The organism is Sphingobium agri (assembly GCF_023051225.1).
Classification (GTDB): domain Bacteria; phylum Pseudomonadota; class Alphaproteobacteria; order Sphingomonadales; family Sphingomonadaceae; genus Sphingobium; species Sphingobium agri.
Window position 1 is genome coordinate 166,971 of the sequence record NZ_JALKHS010000008.1, and the last position, 17,889, is coordinate 184,859.

The 17,889-nt window shown below is 63.8% G+C and carries 20 protein-coding genes; 14 read left to right on the top strand and 6 right to left on the bottom strand.

Going from position 1 to position 17,889, the window contains the following annotated elements; translation table 11 throughout:
• The first annotated feature begins 65 nt into the window (after positions 1–65).
• The 11 genes from MU848_RS11970 (at position 66) to MU848_RS12020 (ending at position 7,814) form a co-directional block, all read left to right on the top strand.
• Positions 66–476 carry an RrF2 family transcriptional regulator gene (locus tag MU848_RS11970; RefSeq protein WP_247232347.1) on the top strand — a complete coding sequence of 137 codons (411 nt, stop codon included), beginning with the start codon at positions 66–68 and terminating at the stop codon, positions 474–476.
• A complete protein-coding gene (gene sufB, locus MU848_RS11975; RefSeq protein WP_247232349.1) occupies positions 473–1,957 on the top strand; it encodes a Fe-S cluster assembly protein SufB in 1,485 nt (494 codons plus the stop codon). Before MU848_RS11970 ends, sufB begins: the two co-directional genes overlap by 4 nt.
• Positions 1,958–2,055: 98 nt before the next feature.
• Entirely contained in the window at positions 2,056–2,457 is a 402-nt protein-coding gene (locus MU848_RS11980) for an endonuclease domain-containing protein (protein ID WP_281494432.1), read from the top strand.
• Positions 2,454–2,909, top strand: a complete 456-nt coding sequence (locus MU848_RS11985) for a hypothetical protein (protein WP_097090653.1) — start codon at positions 2,454–2,456, stop codon at positions 2,907–2,909. Before MU848_RS11980 ends, MU848_RS11985 begins: the two co-directional genes overlap by 4 nt.
• A 3-nt stretch (positions 2,910–2,912) precedes the next feature.
• Complete coding sequence (sufC, locus tag MU848_RS11990) at positions 2,913–3,659, top strand: Fe-S cluster assembly ATPase SufC (protein ID WP_097090654.1); 747 nt, start codon at positions 2,913–2,915, stop codon at positions 3,657–3,659.
• A 97-nt stretch (positions 3,660–3,756) separates the two neighbouring features.
• Positions 3,757–4,509, top strand: a complete 753-nt coding sequence (locus MU848_RS11995; RefSeq protein WP_201515335.1) for a SufD family Fe-S cluster assembly protein — start codon at positions 3,757–3,759, stop codon at positions 4,507–4,509.
• Entirely contained in the window at positions 4,506–5,798 is a 1,293-nt protein-coding gene (locus tag MU848_RS12000) for an aminotransferase class V-fold PLP-dependent enzyme (RefSeq protein ID WP_247232354.1), read from the top strand. Before MU848_RS11995 ends, MU848_RS12000 begins: the two co-directional genes overlap by 4 nt.
• The gene (locus tag MU848_RS12005) at positions 5,791–6,270 is read left to right on the top strand and encodes an SUF system Fe-S cluster assembly protein (RefSeq protein WP_247232356.1); all 480 of its coding nucleotides are present in this window, start codon (positions 5,791–5,793) and stop codon (positions 6,268–6,270) included. Before MU848_RS12000 ends, MU848_RS12005 begins: the two co-directional genes overlap by 8 nt.
• A 119-nt stretch (positions 6,271–6,389) precedes the next feature.
• Positions 6,390–6,752, top strand: a complete 363-nt coding sequence (locus MU848_RS12010) for a HesB/IscA family protein (protein ID WP_201515333.1) — start codon at positions 6,390–6,392, stop codon at positions 6,750–6,752.
• A gap of 18 nt (positions 6,753–6,770) precedes the next feature.
• Positions 6,771–7,577: an SDR family NAD(P)-dependent oxidoreductase gene (locus MU848_RS12015; RefSeq protein WP_247232603.1), complete on the top strand. Its 807-nt coding sequence runs from the start codon at positions 6,771–6,773 to the stop codon at positions 7,575–7,577.
• Positions 7,578–7,625: 48 nt separating this feature from the next.
• Positions 7,626–7,814 carry a hypothetical protein gene (locus MU848_RS12020; RefSeq protein ID WP_097090659.1) on the top strand — a complete coding sequence of 63 codons (189 nt, stop codon included), beginning with the start codon at positions 7,626–7,628 and terminating at the stop codon, positions 7,812–7,814.
• Here MU848_RS12020 and MU848_RS12025 read toward each other — a convergent pair.
• The gene (locus MU848_RS12025; protein WP_247232358.1) at positions 7,811–8,713 is read right to left on the bottom strand and encodes a DMT family transporter; all 903 of its coding nucleotides are present in this window, start codon (positions 8,711–8,713) and stop codon (positions 7,811–7,813) included. The genes MU848_RS12020 and MU848_RS12025 overlap by 4 nt on opposite strands.
• The gene (locus MU848_RS12030; RefSeq protein ID WP_247232605.1) at positions 8,710–9,723 is read right to left on the bottom strand and encodes a threonine aldolase family protein; all 1,014 of its coding nucleotides are present in this window, start codon (positions 9,721–9,723) and stop codon (positions 8,710–8,712) included. Before MU848_RS12030 ends, MU848_RS12025 begins: the two co-directional genes overlap by 4 nt.
• Before the next feature lie 157 nt (positions 9,724–9,880).
• On the opposite strand from MU848_RS12030, the gene MU848_RS12035 reads away from it, so the two are divergent.
• Positions 9,881–10,972, top strand: a complete 1,092-nt coding sequence (locus tag MU848_RS12035; RefSeq protein WP_247232360.1) for a branched-chain amino acid aminotransferase — start codon at positions 9,881–9,883, stop codon at positions 10,970–10,972.
• 139 nt (positions 10,973–11,111) lie between these two features.
• Positions 11,112–12,320: a UbiH/UbiF/VisC/COQ6 family ubiquinone biosynthesis hydroxylase gene (locus MU848_RS12040; protein ID WP_247232362.1), complete on the top strand. Its 1,209-nt coding sequence runs from the start codon at positions 11,112–11,114 to the stop codon at positions 12,318–12,320.
• Positions 12,321–12,376: 56 nt separating this feature from the next.
• Here the strand turns inward: MU848_RS12040 and MU848_RS12045 are convergent, their stop codons facing one another.
• Positions 12,377–12,892, bottom strand: coding sequence for a cytochrome b (locus tag MU848_RS12045; RefSeq protein ID WP_247232607.1), 516 nt, complete (start codon positions 12,890–12,892; stop codon positions 12,377–12,379).
• Positions 12,893–12,918: 26 nt separating this feature from the next.
• Positions 12,919–14,862, bottom strand: coding sequence for an acetate--CoA ligase (gene acs, locus MU848_RS12050; RefSeq protein WP_247232364.1), 1,944 nt, complete (start codon positions 14,860–14,862; stop codon positions 12,919–12,921).
• Positions 14,863–15,032: 170 nt separating this feature from the next.
• Between acs and MU848_RS12055 the strand changes: the two genes are divergently transcribed.
• Positions 15,033–15,704, top strand: coding sequence for a glutathione S-transferase family protein (locus MU848_RS12055; RefSeq protein ID WP_097090664.1), 672 nt, complete (start codon positions 15,033–15,035; stop codon positions 15,702–15,704).
• 7 nt (positions 15,705–15,711) lie between these two features.
• Here MU848_RS12055 and MU848_RS12060 read toward each other — a convergent pair whose 3' ends face one another.
• Together MU848_RS12060 and MU848_RS12065 are read right to left on the bottom strand one after the other, a co-directional pair.
• Entirely contained in the window at positions 15,712–16,875 is a 1,164-nt protein-coding gene (locus MU848_RS12060; RefSeq protein WP_097090665.1) for a GGDEF domain-containing protein, read from the bottom strand.
• A 90-nt stretch (positions 16,876–16,965) separates the two neighbouring features.
• Complete coding sequence (locus MU848_RS12065; RefSeq protein WP_247232373.1) at positions 16,966–17,847, bottom strand: LysR substrate-binding domain-containing protein; 882 nt, start codon at positions 17,845–17,847, stop codon at positions 16,966–16,968.
• Positions 17,848–17,889 lie beyond the last annotated feature (42 nt).

The following is a 17,889-nucleotide window of genomic DNA, read 5'->3' on the forward strand; positions in this document are numbered from 1 at the left end:
ACATGCGCAATCGGATTGATTCGATCCGATTTGAGAATGGTTCGCAACCGGGACGCTTGCCCAGGATGAGGCTTTCGAGTTTCGCAGATTATGCCGTGGTGCTGATGTCGGCCGCCGCCCGCCATTGCGGTGGCGCTAAGATGAATGCGACCACGCTCGCCAGCGAAACGGGCATTCCTCTGCCGACAGCGCAGAAGCTGGTGAGCCGCTTGTCGGCTGCGGGGCTGCTCGAATCGAGTCGCGGGACCGGCGGCGGGGTTCGGCTGGCGCGGCCTGCGGCGGCCATCACGCTGGTGGATGTCGTGGAGGCGGTGGAAGGACCCATTGCCATGACCCCTTGCGCCGAACAGGGCGCGCACGACTGCACGCTGGAACAGGGTTGCCGCGTACGCCCGCACATGAATGTCGCGAACAATGCGATCCGGTCGGCACTGGCCGGGGTGACAATCGCCAGTTTGACACGAGAAATGGCATGACCGAAGAGACGACCACTATTCGCAACCTGGAAGCGCATGAGGCTGCCGAGCGCGCCTCGGCCTACGAACATGGCTGGTCATCCGCCATCGAGCAGGACTTCGCGCCCAAAGGGCTGAATGAGGACACGGTCCGCTTCATTTCCGCCAAGAAGAAGGAGCCGGAATGGCTGCTCGACTGGCGGCTGAAGGCCTTTGCCATGTGGCAGAAGATGGAAGCGCCCGACTGGGCCAAGCTCAACATCCCGCCGATCGACTATCAGGACGCCTATTATTACGCCGAGCCGAAGAAGAAGGCGGAGCTGGAGTCGCTCGACGAACTCGATCCCGAGATTCGCGCGACCTATGAGAAGCTCGGCATCCCCATTGCCGAGCAGGAAGTGCTGGCAGGCGTCAAGAGCAGCCGCAAGGTCGCGGTGGATGCGGTTTTCGACAGCGTTTCCGTCGCCACCACGTTCCGCAAGGAACTGGAGGAAGCGGGCGTCATCTTCCGCTCGATCAGCGAGGCGGTGCGCGAATATCCCGAGCTGATAAAGAAGTGGCTGGGCAAGGTCGTGCCGATGCATGACAATTATTTTGCCACACTGAACTGCGCTGTCTTTTCCGACGGCACCTTCGTCTACATCCCCAAGGGCGTGCGCTGCCCGATGGAGCTGTCCACCTATTTCCGCATCAATGCTGAGAATACGGGTCAGTTCGAACGCACGCTGATCGTCGCGGACGAGGGTAGCTATGTAAGCTATCTCGAAGGCTGCACCGCGCCGATGCGCGACGAGAACCAGCTGCACGCGGCGGTCGTGGAACTGGTCGCGCTGGACGATGCGGAGATCAAGTACAGCACCGTCCAGAACTGGTATCCGGGCGATGAGCAGGGCAAGGGCGGCATCTATAATTTCGTGACCAAGCGGGCGCTGTGCCAGGGCAAGAACAGCAAGGTCAGCTGGACCCAGGTCGAGACCGGCTCCGCCATCACCTGGAAATATCCCAGCTGCGTGCTGAACGGCGAGAACAGCGTCGGCGAATTCTACTCGGTGGCGCTGACCAACAATTTGCAGCAGGCCGATACCGGCACGAAGATGATCCACAATGGCAAGGGGTCGCGATCGACCATCGTATCCAAGGGGATCAGCGCGGGCCGTTCGAACAACACCTATCGCGGGCTGGTGCGCGTAGCGCCGGGCGCGGAGGGCGTGCGCAACTTCACCCAGTGCGACAGCCTGCTGCTCGGCGACAAATGCGGCGCACATACCGTGCCTTATATAGAGGTGCGCAACCCGAGCGCGCAGATCGAGCATGAAGCGACGACCAGCAAGATCAGCGATGATCAGCTGTTCTACGCGATGCAGCGGGGGCTGGACCAGGAGGCGGCTGTTGGCCTGATCGTCAACGGCTTCGCCCGCGAGGTGCTGCAACAGCTGCCGATGGAGTTCGCAGTGGAGGCGCAGAAGCTGTTGGGGATTTCGCTGGAGGGTTCGGTCGGTTGAGGGATTTGACGCCTCTCGACCAAGCGAAGCGCTCAAACTCCCCTCCCCTTCAGGGGAGGGGCCGGGGGTGGGGGCTATCCTCTGGACGCCTCGCTGAACTGGCAGGCTTCGCCCGCGAGATGCGCCGCGAACCGACGGAGCCAGAGAAGCGCCTGTGGACGAAACTCACCCGCACGCAACTCGGTGGCTACAAATTCCGCCGTCAATCCGTGATCGGCCCGTACGTCGCTGACTTCCTCTGCCCGCAAAAGGCGCTGATCGTCGAAGTGGATGGCGATACGCATGTGGCGGGATCCGACGATCGGCGCGACGCCGTGCTGAGCGAGATGGGCTACCGAATCATCCGCATCGCCGATCAGGAGGTGATGCACAATATCGATGGGGTCTGCGAAACCATCCTTCGCGCGCTGGAACGGGCGCCGGATCGTTGGGCGAGCCCCCACCCCAACCCCTCCCCTGAAGGGGAGGGGCTTTCCCTTGTTGAGGACCAAGACCTTTGAGCGACGAAGACGATATTCAGGATGCCCTGGCCGATTTCGCGGAGGATGTCGGCAATGGCCAGTCATGGACGGCCGCGATCCGCATCCTGACCGAGGATTATGAGTTGGAAGACGGCGAACTGGAAGCGCGCGCGCGCAAGGATTTCGGCGATCTCGACGCCTATGAGGCCGAATGCCGTGCGGCTCTGGAGAAGGGCGACGTCGCCTTCACCGAAAAGCTGAAGAGCGACAAGGCTTTCCACAAGGCGAAGGCGCCGAACCTCGCCCGCATGGGTCCGGTGACGGAGTTCGTGACCGGGCTGCTGGAAAAGGGTTCGCCTGAACCCGGGGCCGACTGGTGGCCCTATATGCCGATCAAGCGCCATATCGACACGCTGTTCCCCGCGCCGGGCGACGTGCGGGACATGGCCTTCTGGACCGCGCGGACGCTCCAGCGCGCGCATAAGGGATAACGCATGCTGACGATCGAAAATCTGGCCAACGAGATCGACGGCAAGGCGATCCTGAAAGGTCTGTCGCTCTCCATCAATGCGGGCGAGGTCCATGCGATCATGGGGCCGAACGGCGCGGGCAAGTCGACACTGGCCTATACGCTGGGCGGGCGTCCGGGCTATGAAGTGACCGGCGGCGCTGCCTCGCTGGACGGTGTGAACTTGTTCAGCATGGAGCCGCATGAACGCGCCGCGGCAGGCCTGTTCCTCGGTTTCCAGTATCCGGTCGAAATCCCCGGCGTATCCAACCTGCAATTCCTGCGCGAGAGCCTGAATTCGCAGCGCAAGGCGCGCGGGCAGGAACCGCTATCAGGGGGCGAGTTCATCAAGCTCGCCAAGGAAAAGGCGGGTCTGCTCGGGCTCGACATGGAGATGCTGAAGCGCCCGGTGAATGTCGGATTTTCGGGTGGTGAGAAGAAGCGCGCCGAAATGGTGCAGATGGGCATTCTCGATCCGAAAATGGCGATCCTGGACGAAACCGACTCCGGCCTGGACATCGACGCGCTCAAGATCGTGGGGGCAGGGATCAACGCGATCATGCGCAAGCCGGACAAGGCGGTGCTGCTCATCACCCACTATCAGCGGCTGCTCGACTATGTGAAGCCGGACTATGTCCATGTGCTGGCTGGCGGCCGGATCGTGAAGTCCGGCGGCCCCGAACTCGCGCTGGAACTAGAGCGCGAGGGCTATGCGGAGGTGGTCGCTGCATGAGCGCCGCAAGCACTTCCCTTTCTCTCCGTGGCTCCGCCTCTCAGCGTGAAATGATTGTGCTCACGCGGAGGCGCGGAGGCGCGGAGGAGGTTCGGTCATGACCGCACTCGCCCTGCCCACGCGCAAGCAAGAGGAATGGCGCTATAGCGATCTGGAGGCTGTCGCCTCCATTTGGCCGACGCCTGCGCCGACGCGGATCGACGTCGCGGCCGGAGAAACGTCGCGCCACCATCTGTTGCAGAACGCCAGCGATGGCGCAGCGGCGGTGCATGATTATGTCATCACGATCGCGGACGGAGCGCGGTGCGACTTTCATGTGCTGAACATCGGCGGCAAGCTCGGCCGCGTGACCTTTAAGGTGACTCTGGGCAAGGGGAGCCATTTCGAACTCAACGGCGCGATCATCGGCGGCGGGGATCAGGTGCTGGAAATCATCACCTCCGTCACCCATGCCGAGCCGGACGCGACCAGCGGGCAGACGATCCGCTCCATCCTGGGCCAGCGGGCGACGGGCAGCTATCTCGGGTCGATCAATGTCGCGCGCGATGCACAGCGCACGGATGCGTTTCAGTCTGTGAAGGCCATGTTGCTCGATCGCACTGCCACGGCCAATGCCAAGCCGGAGCTGGAAATCTACGCCGACGATGTGAAATGCGCCCACGGCGCAACCGTGGGTGAACTGGACCGTCAGGCGCTGTTCTACATGGCGTCGCGGGGAATGGACCCGGCGACTGCCAAGACGCTGCTGTTGAAGGCCTTCGTTGCTGGCGTGTTCGACGATGTGGCTGATGAGGCAGTCAAGGACAGGCTGGAAGCGGCTGCGCTGGCCAAGCTGGAAGATTTGGTATGAGTGGTGATCCCTCCTTCGTTCGCCCTGGGCCTGTCGAAGGGCTTCAACTCTCTTCAAAGACAGGAGAAGGCTTCGACAGGCTCAGCCCGAACGGTTTGCTGAGTTTAAGGGACGATTTTCCCGGCGTCGGCAGCTGGCACTATCTTGACAGCGCCGCCACCGCGCAAAAGCCCACCGCCGTTATCGACGCGATTGCCCGCGCCTACGGCCCCGACTATGCGACCGTCCATCGCGGCGTTTATGAACGCTCCGCCAACATGACGCTCGCCTATGAAGCGGCGCGGCGCAAGGTCGCGCAATTCATCGGCGCGGCTTCCGATAGCGAGATCGTCTATGTCCGCGGCGCGACCGAGGGGATCAACCTGGTCGCGCATAGCTGGGCAGACACGCAGTTGAAGGCGGGCGACCGCATCCTACTGTCGATGTTGGAGCATCACAGCAACATCGTCCCCTGGCAGATCGTCGCCGAACGTGTCGGCGCGGCGATCGATGTCGTGCCGCTCACGGCGGATGGCAGGATCGACCTCGAAGCCATGGCCGCGATGATCACGCCTGCGCACAAGCTGGTCGCGCTAGCCCATGTGTCGAATGTGCTGGGCAGCGTGCTTGATGTGCGCCGCGCAGCAGACATCTCCCACAGCGTGGGCGCGAAGATATTGATCGACGGATGCCAGGCGGTGCCGCGCCTTGCCGTCGATGTGCAGGCGCTCGATTGCGACTTCTATGTCTTTTCCGCGCACAAGCTCTACGGCCCGACCGGGATTGGCGTGCTGTGGAGCCGCAAGGAACTGCTGGACGCCATGCCGCCCTATCAGGGTGGCGGGTCGATGATCGACAAGGTGACGTTCGAGAAAACCACCTACGCGCCCGCGCCGACCCGGTTCGAAGCGGGGACGCCGCATATCACCGGCGTCGTCGGCCTGTCCGCCGCGATCGATTATGTGCAGGCGATCGGCCTCGACGCGATCCATGCGCATGAATGCGCGCTGGTCGGCAAGGCGCGGGCCGCGCTGGAGAGCATCAACAGCGTGCGGGTTTTCGGGCCGGAGGACAGTGCGGGCATCCTGTCCTTCGAAGTCGAGGGGGTGCATCCGCACGATGTTGGCACCATATTGGACGAAACGGGTGTCGCGATCCGCGCCGGGCATCATTGCGCGCAGCCGCTGATGCGGCATCTGGGCGTCGAAGCGACGGCGCGGGCCAGTTTCGGCATCTATAGCGACGAGGGCGATGTCGATGCCCTGGTCAAGGGCATAGAGCGAGTGAGGAAGATCTTCACCAATGACTGAGGTAAATTCCGGGGAACGCCAGATCCGGGTGGAAGAGGTGGAGGCGGTTGACGCCCCGCCCAAGGCGCGCGTGGAGGAGACGGCGGCTGAGGCGGCTCCGCGCCAGCGCGACTATCTGGACGGCTTCCTGAACGCCAAGCCGAGCGAAGCGCCGAAGGGCGAGCCGGGCGGCGACCTGTATGAAGCGATCATCGACACGCTCAAGGAGATATATGACCCGGAAATTCCGGTGAATATCTATGATCTCGGCCTCGTCTATGGCGTCGATGTGACGGAAGACGGCCATGCGGTCGTGACCATGACGCTGACTACGCCGCATTGCCCGGTCGCTGAATCAATGCCCGGCGAGGTCGAACTGCGCGTCGGTGCCGTGCCGGGCGTGGGAGACGCGCAGGTCAATCTCGTCTGGGACCCGCCTTGGGACCCGCAGAAGATGAGCGACGAGGCGAAACTGGAACTGGGGATGCTCTAACCATTTCCCCTCCCGCAAGCGGGAGGGGGCCAAGGGGTGGGCGCGAGCGGAGCGAGCTTTGCGCGGCACGAACCCACCCCCGACCCCTCCCGCAAGTGGGAGGGGAGAAGAGGAACTAGATGACCGAGACGACCACCAAGACCCGCGCCCGCCCTGCCGCCGTCATCCTGACGCCGAGTGCGGAACAGCGCATCGCCGACCTGATGCGTCAGGCTCCTGAAGGCGCGATCGGCGTCAAGCTGTCGACGCCGCGCCGCGGTTGCTCTGGCCTCGCTTATTCGGTCGACTATGTGACCGAGGAAGCGAAGTTCGACGAGAAGATCGAAACGCCCGGCGGCGTCTTCTATATCGACGGCGCGTCGGTGCTCTATCTCGTCGGATCGACGATGGATTGGGTGGAGGATGACTTCACCGCCGGGTTCGTCTTCAACAACCCCAATGCAAAGGGCAGCTGCGGCTGCGGCGAAAGCTTTACCGTCTAGTTCGGGAGGGTCGCTGCCATCCCTCATATGCTGATCCTCGGCATGGGTTACACCGCGTCCCGGCTGGCCGCTCGCCTGAGCGGAGAGGGGTGGGAGGTCACGGGGGTCCGCCGCTCCGCCGATGCCGAGGCGATCGCCTTCGATGACGGCGATGCCGTGCGCGCCAGTATCGCCAAGGCGACGCACATCCTTTCCTCCGTGCCGCCTGAGGGCGGGGCGGATCCGGTCCTAACCCGTTACGGCACGGCGATCGCCGCCGCCCCGGCGCTGTGGAGCGGCTATCTTTCCGCGACCGGCGTCTATGGCGATGCTGCGGGGGCGTGGGTGGACGAAGCCAGCCCCATCGGCTCCGGCCGCCGTGCCGCGCGGGTGCAGGCAGACGGCGACTGGCGCGCGCTGCGTGAAGACATGCGCTGTTTCCGCCTCCCCGGCATTTACGGCCCGGGCCGGTCGGCGATCGAGCGGGTGCGCGAGGGCAAGGCGCATCGCATCGATCTGCCCGATCAGATTTTCAGCCGCGCTCATGTGGATGATATCGTCAGCGGCATTATCGCGTCCTTCGATGGCCCGCCCGGCATCTATAATCTTTCCGACGATCTGCCCTGCGCTCAGAACCGTCTGATCGAGGCGGCCTGCGCCATGCTCGGCGCGCCGCTGCCGCCGCTATTGTCGTTGGAGGAGGCGCAATTGTCGCCCATGGCGCTGTCCTTCTATGCGGAGAACAGGCGGGTGGCGAACGGCCGGGCCAAGCGGCTTCTCGGCTGGGCACCGCGCTACCCCACCTATCGCGAAGGCCTGGCCGCCTGCCTTGCCGTGGCGAAATGACTCAGGCTGTCGCATCGCTTACGCCCCGTTAACCAAAGCGCCCCATGGATGGTCCCACAGCTTTTGCAGGGACTTGTCGCCATGGAACGGATCGACCGCAACTTCGCCGCGCTCAGCCAGCGCATGAGCCGCTTGGCGATGCCCGAAGCCGTGACTCCCGCTCCGCAATCGCTCGCCAGCCTGATCGATCGGGTTAATGCGGCAAAGCGCCATTATGAGCCGGGCCTTCGCCGCTAGGCCGTTTTCGCCCGTAGCGCGATCACCATGCCAGCCACCGCCAGCACCGCGCCTGCCGCACTCAGCGTTGACCAGCGATAATCCTCGAAAACCGTGGAAATCAGCATGGCGATCACGGGAATCAGCACGCTGCTATAGGCTGCCCGTCCCGGTCCCACCCGCTGGATAAGCTGAAAATAGAGTGGGAAGGTCACCACCGACCCCGCAATGCCCAGCCAGGCGATGCCGAACAAATAGCCCGCGCGCCACTCAATCACAGGCGGTCCCACGGTCGCCCATGCATAGGCCGCGTCGACTGCGCTGCCGATCAGCATGCCCCAGGTGAGCACAGCCGCCATAGGCAGGCGGCGGGCGATCTGCATCCCCTGCATGACGTTCGCGCTGGACGCGCTGAGCAGGCCAGCGACGCTGAGCGCGATGCCGACCAGCACGGCGTCGGCGGACACCGGCGCAGCGCGATATTCGCGCAGCAGCAGCAACATGATGCCCGCGATCGCCACCAGCGACCCCAGGATGAAGGCGCGGCTGACCGGCTGGCGAAACGCGATCCAGGCGAGGATAGTATTGGGGATCAGCAGCAGCGCGTAGACGGTCGCGACGACGCCGGAGGTCAGATAATGTTCTGCCCGATAGACGAAGTTGAAGTTGAGTACGAACTGCGCGACGCCCAGAGCGCCCGCAAAGGCGATCCCGGCGGGCGGCAGCCGCAACGGCACACGGCGGATCATCGCGAACAGCGCCATGCCAGCCGCCCCCAGGAGGAACCGGTAGCAGACCGACCAGCTCGGCGGCACCGCGCCCAGCTGATCGCGGATGACGATCCAGGTCGAACTCCAGATCAGCGTGACAAGCAGGAAAGGCAGGATGACGCCGCCCTTCGCCTCCGACGATCCGCTCATGCAAGCGACCTGAGTGCGTCGGCGAGCGGCTGGACCGCGCCCGCATCCTGCGCCCAATTGGTGACGAGGCGTGCCGCTCCCTCTCCCCAGTCGTAAAAGTCGAAGCCCTGCGCGCGCAGGCTTGCCGCTTCGGCAGAAGAGAGGCGGATGAACAGCTCGTTAGCCTCGACGGGATGAAGCAGCCGATCCGGGACGGCTTGGGCCAACGCAGCGGCTGCGGCATTGGCGGCCCGCGCATTGCGCAGCCAGAGGTCATCCTCCAGCATCGCCAATATCTGCGCGGCAAGATAGCGCCCCTTGGACAGCAGATGTCCACCGCGCTTGCGCCAGCGTGCCGCTTCGGACGCGCGCGCATCCGCTTGGCTGCCGAAGAAGAGCAGTGCTTCACCCACCATGCCGCCATTCTTGACGCAGCCAAAGGTCAGGACATCGACGCCTGCGCGCCAGCTGATATCGCCTGGATGACAACCCAGATGCGCGACAGCATTGGCGAAGCGCGCCCCGTCCATGTGCAGGTCGAGGCGGTGATCCCGCGCCACCTCGCCAATCGCCGCGACCTCCTCCGGCGTATAGACGCGGCCATATTCGCTGGCTTGGGTGATGCTGATCGCGCGGGCCGGGATCTGGTGCACGTCCGGGCGGATCGCCTTCAGCCGCTCGATCAACGTTTCGGGGGAGAGCTTCGCGCCATCGCCGGGCAAGCTCATTAGGCTTGCGCCATGGGTGTAAAAGCCGGGCGCTCCACATTCGTCCACCATGATATGCGATTCTTCATGGGCCAGGATGCCGCCATAGGGCGGACACAGGCAGGCCAGAGCAATGCTGTTCGCCGCGGTGCCGGTCGCGACCCACAGCGCGCGAACCGGGGTGCCGAACAGGTCGGAAAATGCGCCATCCAGCCGTGCGCTCCACGCGTCGCCATCATAGCCATGGTCCGCGACATCAGCCGCAGCCATCGCCGCCATCACTTGCGGGCAGACCGGTGTCGCATTGTCCGAGAAAAAGTGCATGGCTGCGGCATAAGCGCGCCGCCGCCCTGCGCCAAGATGCCAGCAGGCAGCGAGCGGCCCTTTCGAAAGCGCAACAAATTGGTCAGTATTGATGACCCATTGTTTCCGCCAGCCGTTTGTGACATAGGCGGCCGGTCCTACCAAAGGAGCATAGATCATGGACGTCCAGCAGAAGTCGCGCTTTACCGTCAACCCGAGCAGCAAGGCTGTATCGGCTGACCAGCGCGCCGTATTGCTGGAGGACCCGGGGTTCGGGCGCCTGTTCACCGATCATATGGTGACGATCCGCTATACGGAAGGGCAGGGGTGGCACAGCCATGCCATCGGCCCGCGTGAGCCGTTCCAGCTCGATCCGGCCTGCGCCGTGCTGCATTATGCCCAGGAAATCTTCGAAGGGATGAAGGCGTACCGGCTTGAGGATGGCAGCATCGCCATGTTCCGGCCGGAGGAAAATGCCCGCCGCTTCGCCGAGTCGGCGGAACGCATGGCCATGCCGGTCCTGCCGGAGGACATCTTCCTGGAGGCCGTCGAAGAACTGGTGAAGATCGACGCCGATTGGATCCCCAGCGGCGAAGGAAGCCTGTATCTGCGCCCCTTCATGTTCGCGAGCGAAAGCTTTCTGGGCGTGCGCCCGGCGGCGGAGTATATCTTCTGCGTCATCGCTTCGCCCGCTGGCGCCTATTTCAAGGGTGGGAAGAAGGCGGTCACGCTCTGGGTGTCGGAACATTATACCCGCGCGGCAAAGGGCGGCACGGGGGCTGCCAAGTGCGGCGGCAATTATGCCGCGAGCCTGGTGGCTCAGTCGGAAGCGACGAAGCATGGCTGCGATCAGGTCGTCTTCCTCGACGCCGCAGAGCATAAGTGGGTCGAGGAACTGGGCGGCATGAACGTATTCTTTGTCATGGACGACGGGTCGATCGTTACCCCGCCGCTGTCGGGCACGATCCTACCCGGCATCACCCGCAACAGCATTATTACGCTGGCCCGCGCCAAGGGGCATGAGGTTCGCGAGGAGCCCTACAGCTTCGCGCAATGGCGCGACGATGCGGCGAGCGGTAAGCTGCGCGAGGCGTTCGCTTGTGGCACGGCGGCGGTCGTCACCGCGATCGGCACGGTGAAGAGCGTCGATGGCGACTTCACCATCGGCAATGGCGATGGCGGCATCGTAACCGAAGCACTGCGCACGGAACTGACCGGCATTCAGCGCGGGACGGTGGCCGACCCCGCTGGGTGGGTGCGCAAGCTTTGAAAAATTTTCTTTGCCGTGCTCCTGCGGAGGCAGGAGCCCAGCTTAAATAAACGCCTAGGCTCCTACCTTCGCAGGAGCACGGATGAATAGGCGGCTCGCGCCGCTTCCTATTCCCCGGCCGAGCGCCTAGATAGATCATATGCAACGTTTTGACGTCGTCATCTTGGGCGGGGGCCTTGTCGGGCTGACCTTGGGCATCGCGCTTTCCGGTCATGGGGTGCGCTGCGCCGTCATCGATCCCGCCGATCCGGTGGAGACCAGCGCCGTCGGGTTCGACGGGCGCGTGTCCGCCATTTCCTCGACCAGCTATGCGATGCTTTCCGCCATCGGTGTAGCTGAACTGCTGGACGGGAAAGGCTGCCCCATCGAGCGGATTTGGGTAAGCGACGGGCTGGAACCCGGCGCTCTCGATTTCGCGCCTGATGCGGACGATGGTGTCATGGGGATCATGTTCCCCAATCGCGACCTGCGCATCGCCCTATCCCAAGCGGCCGAGAAGGCGGAGAATCTGATCCGCTTCCAGCCGGACCGTGCCATCCATGTCGATCGCAATGCCGACGGCGTCAGCCTGACGCTCGCCAGCGGGCAGATGCTGTACGGCGCGCTGCTGGTGGCGGCCGAAGGGCGGAACAGCCCAACCCGCGAGGCCGCGGGCATCCGCACCACGCGCTGGCAGTATAAGCACACCGCCATGGTAACGGCGATCGATCATGAGGTGCCGCACGCCAACACGGCTTATGAGATTTTCTATCCCGGCGGCCCCTTCGCGCTGCTGCCGATGCTGCCGGGGACGCGATCGGCCATCGTCTGGACAGTGCCGACCGAGCAGGCGCCGGTGATGCTGAAATTGTCCGAGCGGGCATGGCTCGCCGAAGCGCAGAAGCGGATGGGCGGCTTCCTGGGCGAGATTTCACTCGCCGGGCCGCGCTCCAGCTATCCGCTGGGTTTCCACCATGCCGCGCGGATCACCGATACGCGGCTGGCGCTGGTCGGCGACAGCGCCCATGCGATCCATCCGATTGCGGGGCAGGGCCTGAACCTTGGGTTTCGCGACGTCGCGGCGCTGGTGGAGGTTCTGGTCGATGGCATGCGCCTTGGCCTTGATCCGGGCGATGCGCAACTGATGGCGCGCTACCAGCGCTGGCGGGGGCTGGACGCGATGTCGGTCAGCGTTGCCATGGACGGGCTCGTCCGGCTGTTCGATGTGCCCGGCCGCGTTCCTTCTGCCATCCGCCGTTTCGGCCTCGCCGCCGTCCAGCGCACGCCGATGCTCAAGAACCGCTTCATGGCCGAGGCAAGGGGTGAAAGCGGCGCACTGCCCAAGCTGCTGATCGGGGAAATGGTCTAAAGCTGTTCCGTCATGCCAACGAAAGCTGGCATCGGGGTGAAGAGGCCAGGGGGGGTCTACCCCAACATCCGCCGCAGCACGTCATCCTTCAGGATGAAGTGATGGCGCAGCGCCGCCGCGACATGCAGGATGAGGAGGGCGATCCAGGCGAAGGCAAATATCTCATGCGCTTCGGCGGAAAAGCCGACGATCGCATCATCCTTCGTGACCGCAAACTTCGGCACATCGAACAGAAAGAACCAGTTCAGCGGATATTTGCCCGCAGAACTCATGATCCAACCAGTCAACGGCACCAACAGCATGAAGCCGTAGAAGGTATAATGCGTAACCTTCGCAGCCAGCCTTTCCCAGGCGGGTAGTCCCTCGGGCAAGGGTGTCTGGCGGTGGGTGAGACGCCAAACCAGGCGAAGGATCGCCAGCGCCAGTACGGTCAGGCCCACCGATTTATGCACCGGCATCACCTGCCAGTCGCCCGGCAGGGATTCGTGCGCCAGTCCCAGCCATAGATTGAAGAGGATCAGGATCGCCATGACCCAGTGCAGCGTACGGGCAACCAGGCTGTAGCGTTGCAAGGACGTCTCCTGATCCAGATCAGGCGTCATCCTTGCCGATTGGCGACCAGATTGTCCACCACCGAGGGATCGGCAAGGGTGCTGGTGTCGCCCAGCGCCTGTGCCGACACTTCGCCTTCAGCGATCTTGCGCAAGATGCGGCGCATGATCTTGCCCGACCGGGTCTTGGGCAGGCCCGGAGCGAACTGAATGACGTCGGGCGTCGCGATCGGGCCGATCTCGGTGCGGACCCAGGCGACCAGCGTCTTGCGCAGGTCCTCGCTCGGTTCCTCGCCGCTGTTCAGCGTGACATAGGCGTAGATGCCCTGCCCCTTGATGTCGTGGGGGAAGCCGACCACGGCCGCTTCGGCGACCGCTTCGTGCAGCACCAGCGCGCTTTCGACCTCGGCGGTGCCCATGCGGTGGCCCGACACGTTGATGACGTCATCGACGCGGCCGGTGATCCAGTAATAGCCGTCCGCATCGCGGCGGGCACCGTCGCCGGTCGTATATTTGCCGGGGAAGGTCGTGAAATAGGTCTGGAAGAAGCGCTCATGATCGCCCCAGACGGTGCGCATCTGGCCCGGCCAGCTTCCGGCGATGACCAGGTTGCCCTCCGCCGCGCCTTCCAGCACCTTGCCTTCGCTGTCTACGATCTGCGGGATCACGCCCGGCATCGGCAATGTGGCGGAGCCGGGCTTCAGGTCCGTGGCGCCCGGCATCGGCGCGATCATCGCACCACCCGTTTCGGTTTGCCACCAGGTATCGATGATCGGGCAGCGATCCTCGCCCACGACATGATGATACCAGCGCCACGCCTCGGGATTGATCGGCTCGCCCACGGTGCCGAGCAGGCGCAGCGATTTGCGGCTGGTGGAGCGCACGAACGCGTCGCCCTCCTTCATCAACGCGCGCAGAGCCGTGGGCGCTGTGAAGATGGTCTGCACCTGATGCCGGTCCACCACCTCCCAGATGCGGCTAGCGGTGGGATAGTTGGGAACGCCCTCGTACATCAGTGTCGTCGCGCCATTCGCCAGCGGGCCATAGACGATATAGCTGTGACCCGTGACCCAGCCGATGTCCGCCGCGCACCAGTAGATATTGCCGGGGCGATAGTCGAAGCACAGCTCATGGGTAAGGCTCGCCCACAGCAGATAGCCGCCGGTCGTGTGCAGCACGCCCTTGGGCTTGCCCGTCGAACCGGAGGTGTAGAGGATGAACAGCGGATCTTCCGCGTTCATCGGCTCGGGCGCGCAGTCGGCGGAGACCTTTGCCGCTTCCTCATGCAGCCACAGGTCGCGGCCCTCCTGCATGGCGATGGCGCCGCCGGTCGCTTGCACCACGACGACCTTCCTGACGCTTGGGCAATCCTTCAGCGCGGCATCGACATTGGCCTTGAGCGGCACCTGTCTGCCCGCGCGGCAGCCTTCATCGGCGGTGATGACGATGTTGGAATCGCAGTCGATGATCCGGCCCGCCAGCGCTTCGGGAGAGAAGCCGCCGAAGACGACCGAATGGATGGCGCCGATCCGCGCGCAGGCGAGGAGGGCGAAGGCCGCTTCCGGGATCATCGGCAGATAGACGGTGACGCGGTCGCCCTTCTTCGTGCCTGCGGCTTTCAGGACATTGGCGAAGCGGCAGACTTCCTCATGAACCTGTTTGTAGGTGAAGCGGCGCGGCTCCGCGTCCGGCGAGTCCGGCTCCCAGATGATCGCGGTCTGGTCGCCACGCTCGGCCAGATGCCGGTCGATGCAGTTGGCGCTGACGTTCAGCACGCCGTCGGCAAACCATTTCACGCCGAAATCCGCTTCGTTGAAGCTGCTCTCGTCCGTCCTGCTGGGGAAAGTCAGCCAGTCGAGGCGCTCTGCACGCTCCAGCCAATAGGCCTCCGGATCATCGATCGACCGCTGATAATCTGCCTCACGTCCATCCCGGTCGAGCAGCGCCGAAGCGGCCCATTCCGAAGGGACCGGGAAAAAATCGTCAGACATCGATCATCCTTTCCTATGCGTTGCCTGACCCTCTAGAGGGTAGAGGCGATCATCGGAAGCCCCGGATTGTCGCCCCGCCGCCAAAGTTTCCGCGACTATCGTCCCCCATTTAAGCGAGTGTCAGCCATTTGCCGCTTTTCGCAGCGCTTGGCTCCGCTTAACAGGAGGCCATGTGGCAGCTCTTCCAATTCCCGCTTTGTCCCTTCTCCCGCAAGGTGCGCCTGCTGCTGGGCGAAAAGGGGATCGGCTATGATCTGGTACGCGAATCGCCCTGGGAAGCGCGAGACGAATTTCTTGATCTCAATCCGGCGGGCACGACGCCCGTCATGGTTGACCAGGAAAAGGGATCGACGCTGATCGACAGCCAGGCGATCTGCGAATATTTCGAAGAGACGGTGGAAAAATTCCCTCTGATCTCCGGCACGGCGGCGGGCAGGGCGGAGGTGCGGCGGCTCGTCGCCTTCTTCGACCAGAATTTCTACGGCGATGTCGTGGGCCCACTACTGCACGAGCGGATGAAGAAGCGGCTGATCGAACGGGCGCCGCCAGACGCCCGGGTGCTGCGCGAAGCCATGAAGCGGGCCAATGTCCATATGGATTATATGGACTATCTGCTCGATCACCGCAGTTGGATGGCGGGTGGCACGATGAGCCTGGCCGACATAACGGCGGCCGCGCACCTGTCGGTTGCCGACTATCTGGGAGGCATCGACTGGGCCGGGCATGAGACGGTCAAGCGCTGGTATGCAGGCTTCAAGTCGCGCCCGTCCTTCCGGCCCCTGCTGTCGGAGCGGATGGAGGTGATCACCCCGCCGCCCCATTATGAGAAGCCGGATTTCTAAGGCAGGATCACTCGCCCTCGACCGCGAGATAGACGCGGTTGCGGCCATGTTCCTTGGCCAGATACAACGCCCGGTCAGCTGCCTTCAGCGCCGTGCGCGGATCGTCGTGGGCGAGCACATTGGCGACGCCCGCCGAAAAGCTTACCCGCTCCATCCGCTCGCCATTGGTGCGGTTGACGAGGCTACGGGTCGCCAGATCCTGCCTGACGCTGTCCACCGCCTCGCACGCTTCCGCGGCCGTCTTGCCGCGAAACAGCATGACGAATTCCTCGCCGCCGTGACGGGCCACATGGCATTGGTCGTCGCTTGCCTTGGCCAGCAGCCCGGCGACGAATTTCAGCACCCTGTCGCCCGTGTCATGCCCATGGGTGTCGTTGATCAGCTTGAAATGATCGATATCGCAGAAGGCGACAGCGAGTGGCTGTCCTTCCTTCCGCGCCGTGGCAACTTCCTCGCGCAGCCTGCCTTCGAACGCGCGCCGGTTGGGAAGGCCGGTCAGATGATCATGTTCGGCCGCGCGCCGCGCATTGGCGAGGCTGGAGCGGAGCGCGTGATTCTGCTTCTGGTTCTGCCGCAGCTGCCCTTCGACCTGCCGCGTCTTTTCCACCATGGACCGGGTGAGCGCCACAAGGCGGGACAGGACCGGTTCATTGTCCGCCCGTGCCGCCAGGCCCTTCACCTCCTCCTGCAACGCCGCGCCATAATCCTTCGCGGAGTTGCGCGATTCGGTCATCAGGCCGGTAAATTCGGAGAGATTCTCTTCGACCTTCGCCAACATGGTCGACAGGGCTTCGGGCGTCACTTCGTCGGCGCGCTGTTCGGCGACGATCTCCTCGACCCAGCTGTTGCTGATCTTGCCGCGCTCCGCCAGCACCGCCCTGATCGCCTTTTCAACGGCGATCTGCGATCCGGTAAGGTAATCATGCGCGACCCCGAAATTGAGCGGAGTCAGGTCAAGGTCATGCGCAAAGAGGAAATTGCCGATCTCGTCATACAGCTTGCGGCGGCGATTGACCTCGCGATGCACCGTGCTGCCTGATCGGGTGCGCTGGCTTTCCGCCTCATCCGCTTCCTCTTCTGCCTCAAGCTTTCCCGACAGGCCACGCGCCCACCGTGTCAGGCGGTCGGCCAGGCCGTGCTGCGGATTTGCGGATGATGATGCCCCAGTCATGCGGCTAATAACGGCGCGAGCGTGACAGGGTTAAGAGCGCGGCAGGCAAAAATCGCCAAGCCGCTGATCAGCCGCCGATATTGAGCGGAATCAGATATCCGCCGCGATCAACCAGTCGCGGAAAATGCGCACGGCGCGGGTCTGCAAGGCGCGCGGACGGCACACGAAATAATAGCGATAGGGGCTTTCCACCCGCGTCTCCGGGAACAGACGGACAAGACGCGAGTCACCGGCTTCCTTGAAGTGGCTCGCATGCATGACGGCAACGCCCAGCCCTTGCGCGGCGGCCTCCAGCATCAACTGACCCGAATCATAATTGTCGATCGCCAGCGGCTGCAGGTCGGGCAAGCCCACCGCATCCTTCCATGCGTCGAAGGACAGGTTCATGTCGCGGTGGAGCAGGATCGTGTGCTGCGCCAGATCCGCCGGAGATCCGATCTTTTGCGGGGCGTCGAGCAGCGCCTTGCGGCCGATCAGATAAACTTCGTCATGATCGAGCTCATGGGCATAAAGCGCCGGATCGATATCCTTGGCAAGCACGATCGCCGCATCCAGCCCTTCGCCCAGACGCGCGACGGCATGCGGCGTCGTTTCGATATCGATATGCAACTGGGGGTGCTTCTGCCGCAAGGCGCCCAGATGGGGGAACAGCCGCTGGGTCGCGAACAGCGGCATGACGGCCAGGCGCAGGCGCAGCTGATTGCCGCCGCTCTGGATATTCTCCAGCGCCTGGCTCAGCGAATCCAGCGCGGGGGCGATGTCGTCGAGCAGCTTCTGCCCATCGGCGTTGATCTCCAGCGCCTGATGCTTGCGATCGAAAAGGGGGCGGCCGATGAACCGCTCCAGCGCCTGCACGCGGCGGCTGAGCGCGGGCGTGGACAAGGCGAGTTCTTCCGCCGCAGCCTTGACCGACCCAAGCCGGGCTACCTGAACAAAGGCCTCAAGGGCAGTAAGGGGCGGCAGTCTGCGCATAGTCAATCTAATAGCCAAGCCACCGCTCTGCTGCGACGCGTC

Coding starts and splice junctions, on each gene's coding strand:
- MU848_RS11970 (WP_247232347.1), top strand. CDS start 66: ATGAGGCTTTCGAGTTTCGCAGATTATGCCGTGGTGCTGATGTCGGCC.
- sufB (WP_247232349.1), top strand. CDS start 473: ATGACCGAAGAGACGACCACTATTCGCAACCTGGAAGCGCATGAGGCT.
- sufC (WP_097090654.1), top strand. CDS start 2,913: ATGCTGACGATCGAAAATCTGGCCAACGAGATCGACGGCAAGGCGATC.
- MU848_RS11995 (WP_201515335.1), top strand. CDS start 3,757: ATGACCGCACTCGCCCTGCCCACGCGCAAGCAAGAGGAATGGCGCTAT.
- MU848_RS12000 (WP_247232354.1), top strand. CDS start 4,506: ATGAGTGGTGATCCCTCCTTCGTTCGCCCTGGGCCTGTCGAAGGGCTT.
- MU848_RS12005 (WP_247232356.1), top strand. CDS start 5,791: ATGACTGAGGTAAATTCCGGGGAACGCCAGATCCGGGTGGAAGAGGTG.
- MU848_RS12010 (WP_201515333.1), top strand. CDS start 6,390: ATGACCGAGACGACCACCAAGACCCGCGCCCGCCCTGCCGCCGTCATC.
- MU848_RS12020 (WP_097090659.1), top strand. CDS start 7,626: ATGGTCCCACAGCTTTTGCAGGGACTTGTCGCCATGGAACGGATCGAC.
- MU848_RS12025 (WP_247232358.1), bottom strand. CDS start 8,713: ATGAGCGGATCGTCGGAGGCGAAGGGCGGCGTCATCCTGCCTTTCCTG.
- MU848_RS12030 (WP_247232605.1), bottom strand. CDS start 9,723: ATGCACTTTTTCTCGGACAATGCGACACCGGTCTGCCCGCAAGTGATG.
- MU848_RS12035 (WP_247232360.1), top strand. CDS start 9,881: ATGGACGTCCAGCAGAAGTCGCGCTTTACCGTCAACCCGAGCAGCAAG.
- MU848_RS12040 (WP_247232362.1), top strand. CDS start 11,112: ATGCAACGTTTTGACGTCGTCATCTTGGGCGGGGGCCTTGTCGGGCTG.
- acs (WP_247232364.1), bottom strand. CDS start 14,862: ATGTCTGACGATTTTTTCCCGGTCCCTTCGGAATGGGCCGCTTCGGCG.
- MU848_RS12055 (WP_097090664.1), top strand. CDS start 15,033: ATGTGGCAGCTCTTCCAATTCCCGCTTTGTCCCTTCTCCCGCAAGGTG.
- MU848_RS12060 (WP_097090665.1), bottom strand. CDS start 16,875: ATGACTGGGGCATCATCATCCGCAAATCCGCAGCACGGCCTGGCCGAC.
- MU848_RS12065 (WP_247232373.1), bottom strand. CDS start 17,847: ATGCGCAGACTGCCGCCCCTTACTGCCCTTGAGGCCTTTGTTCAGGTA.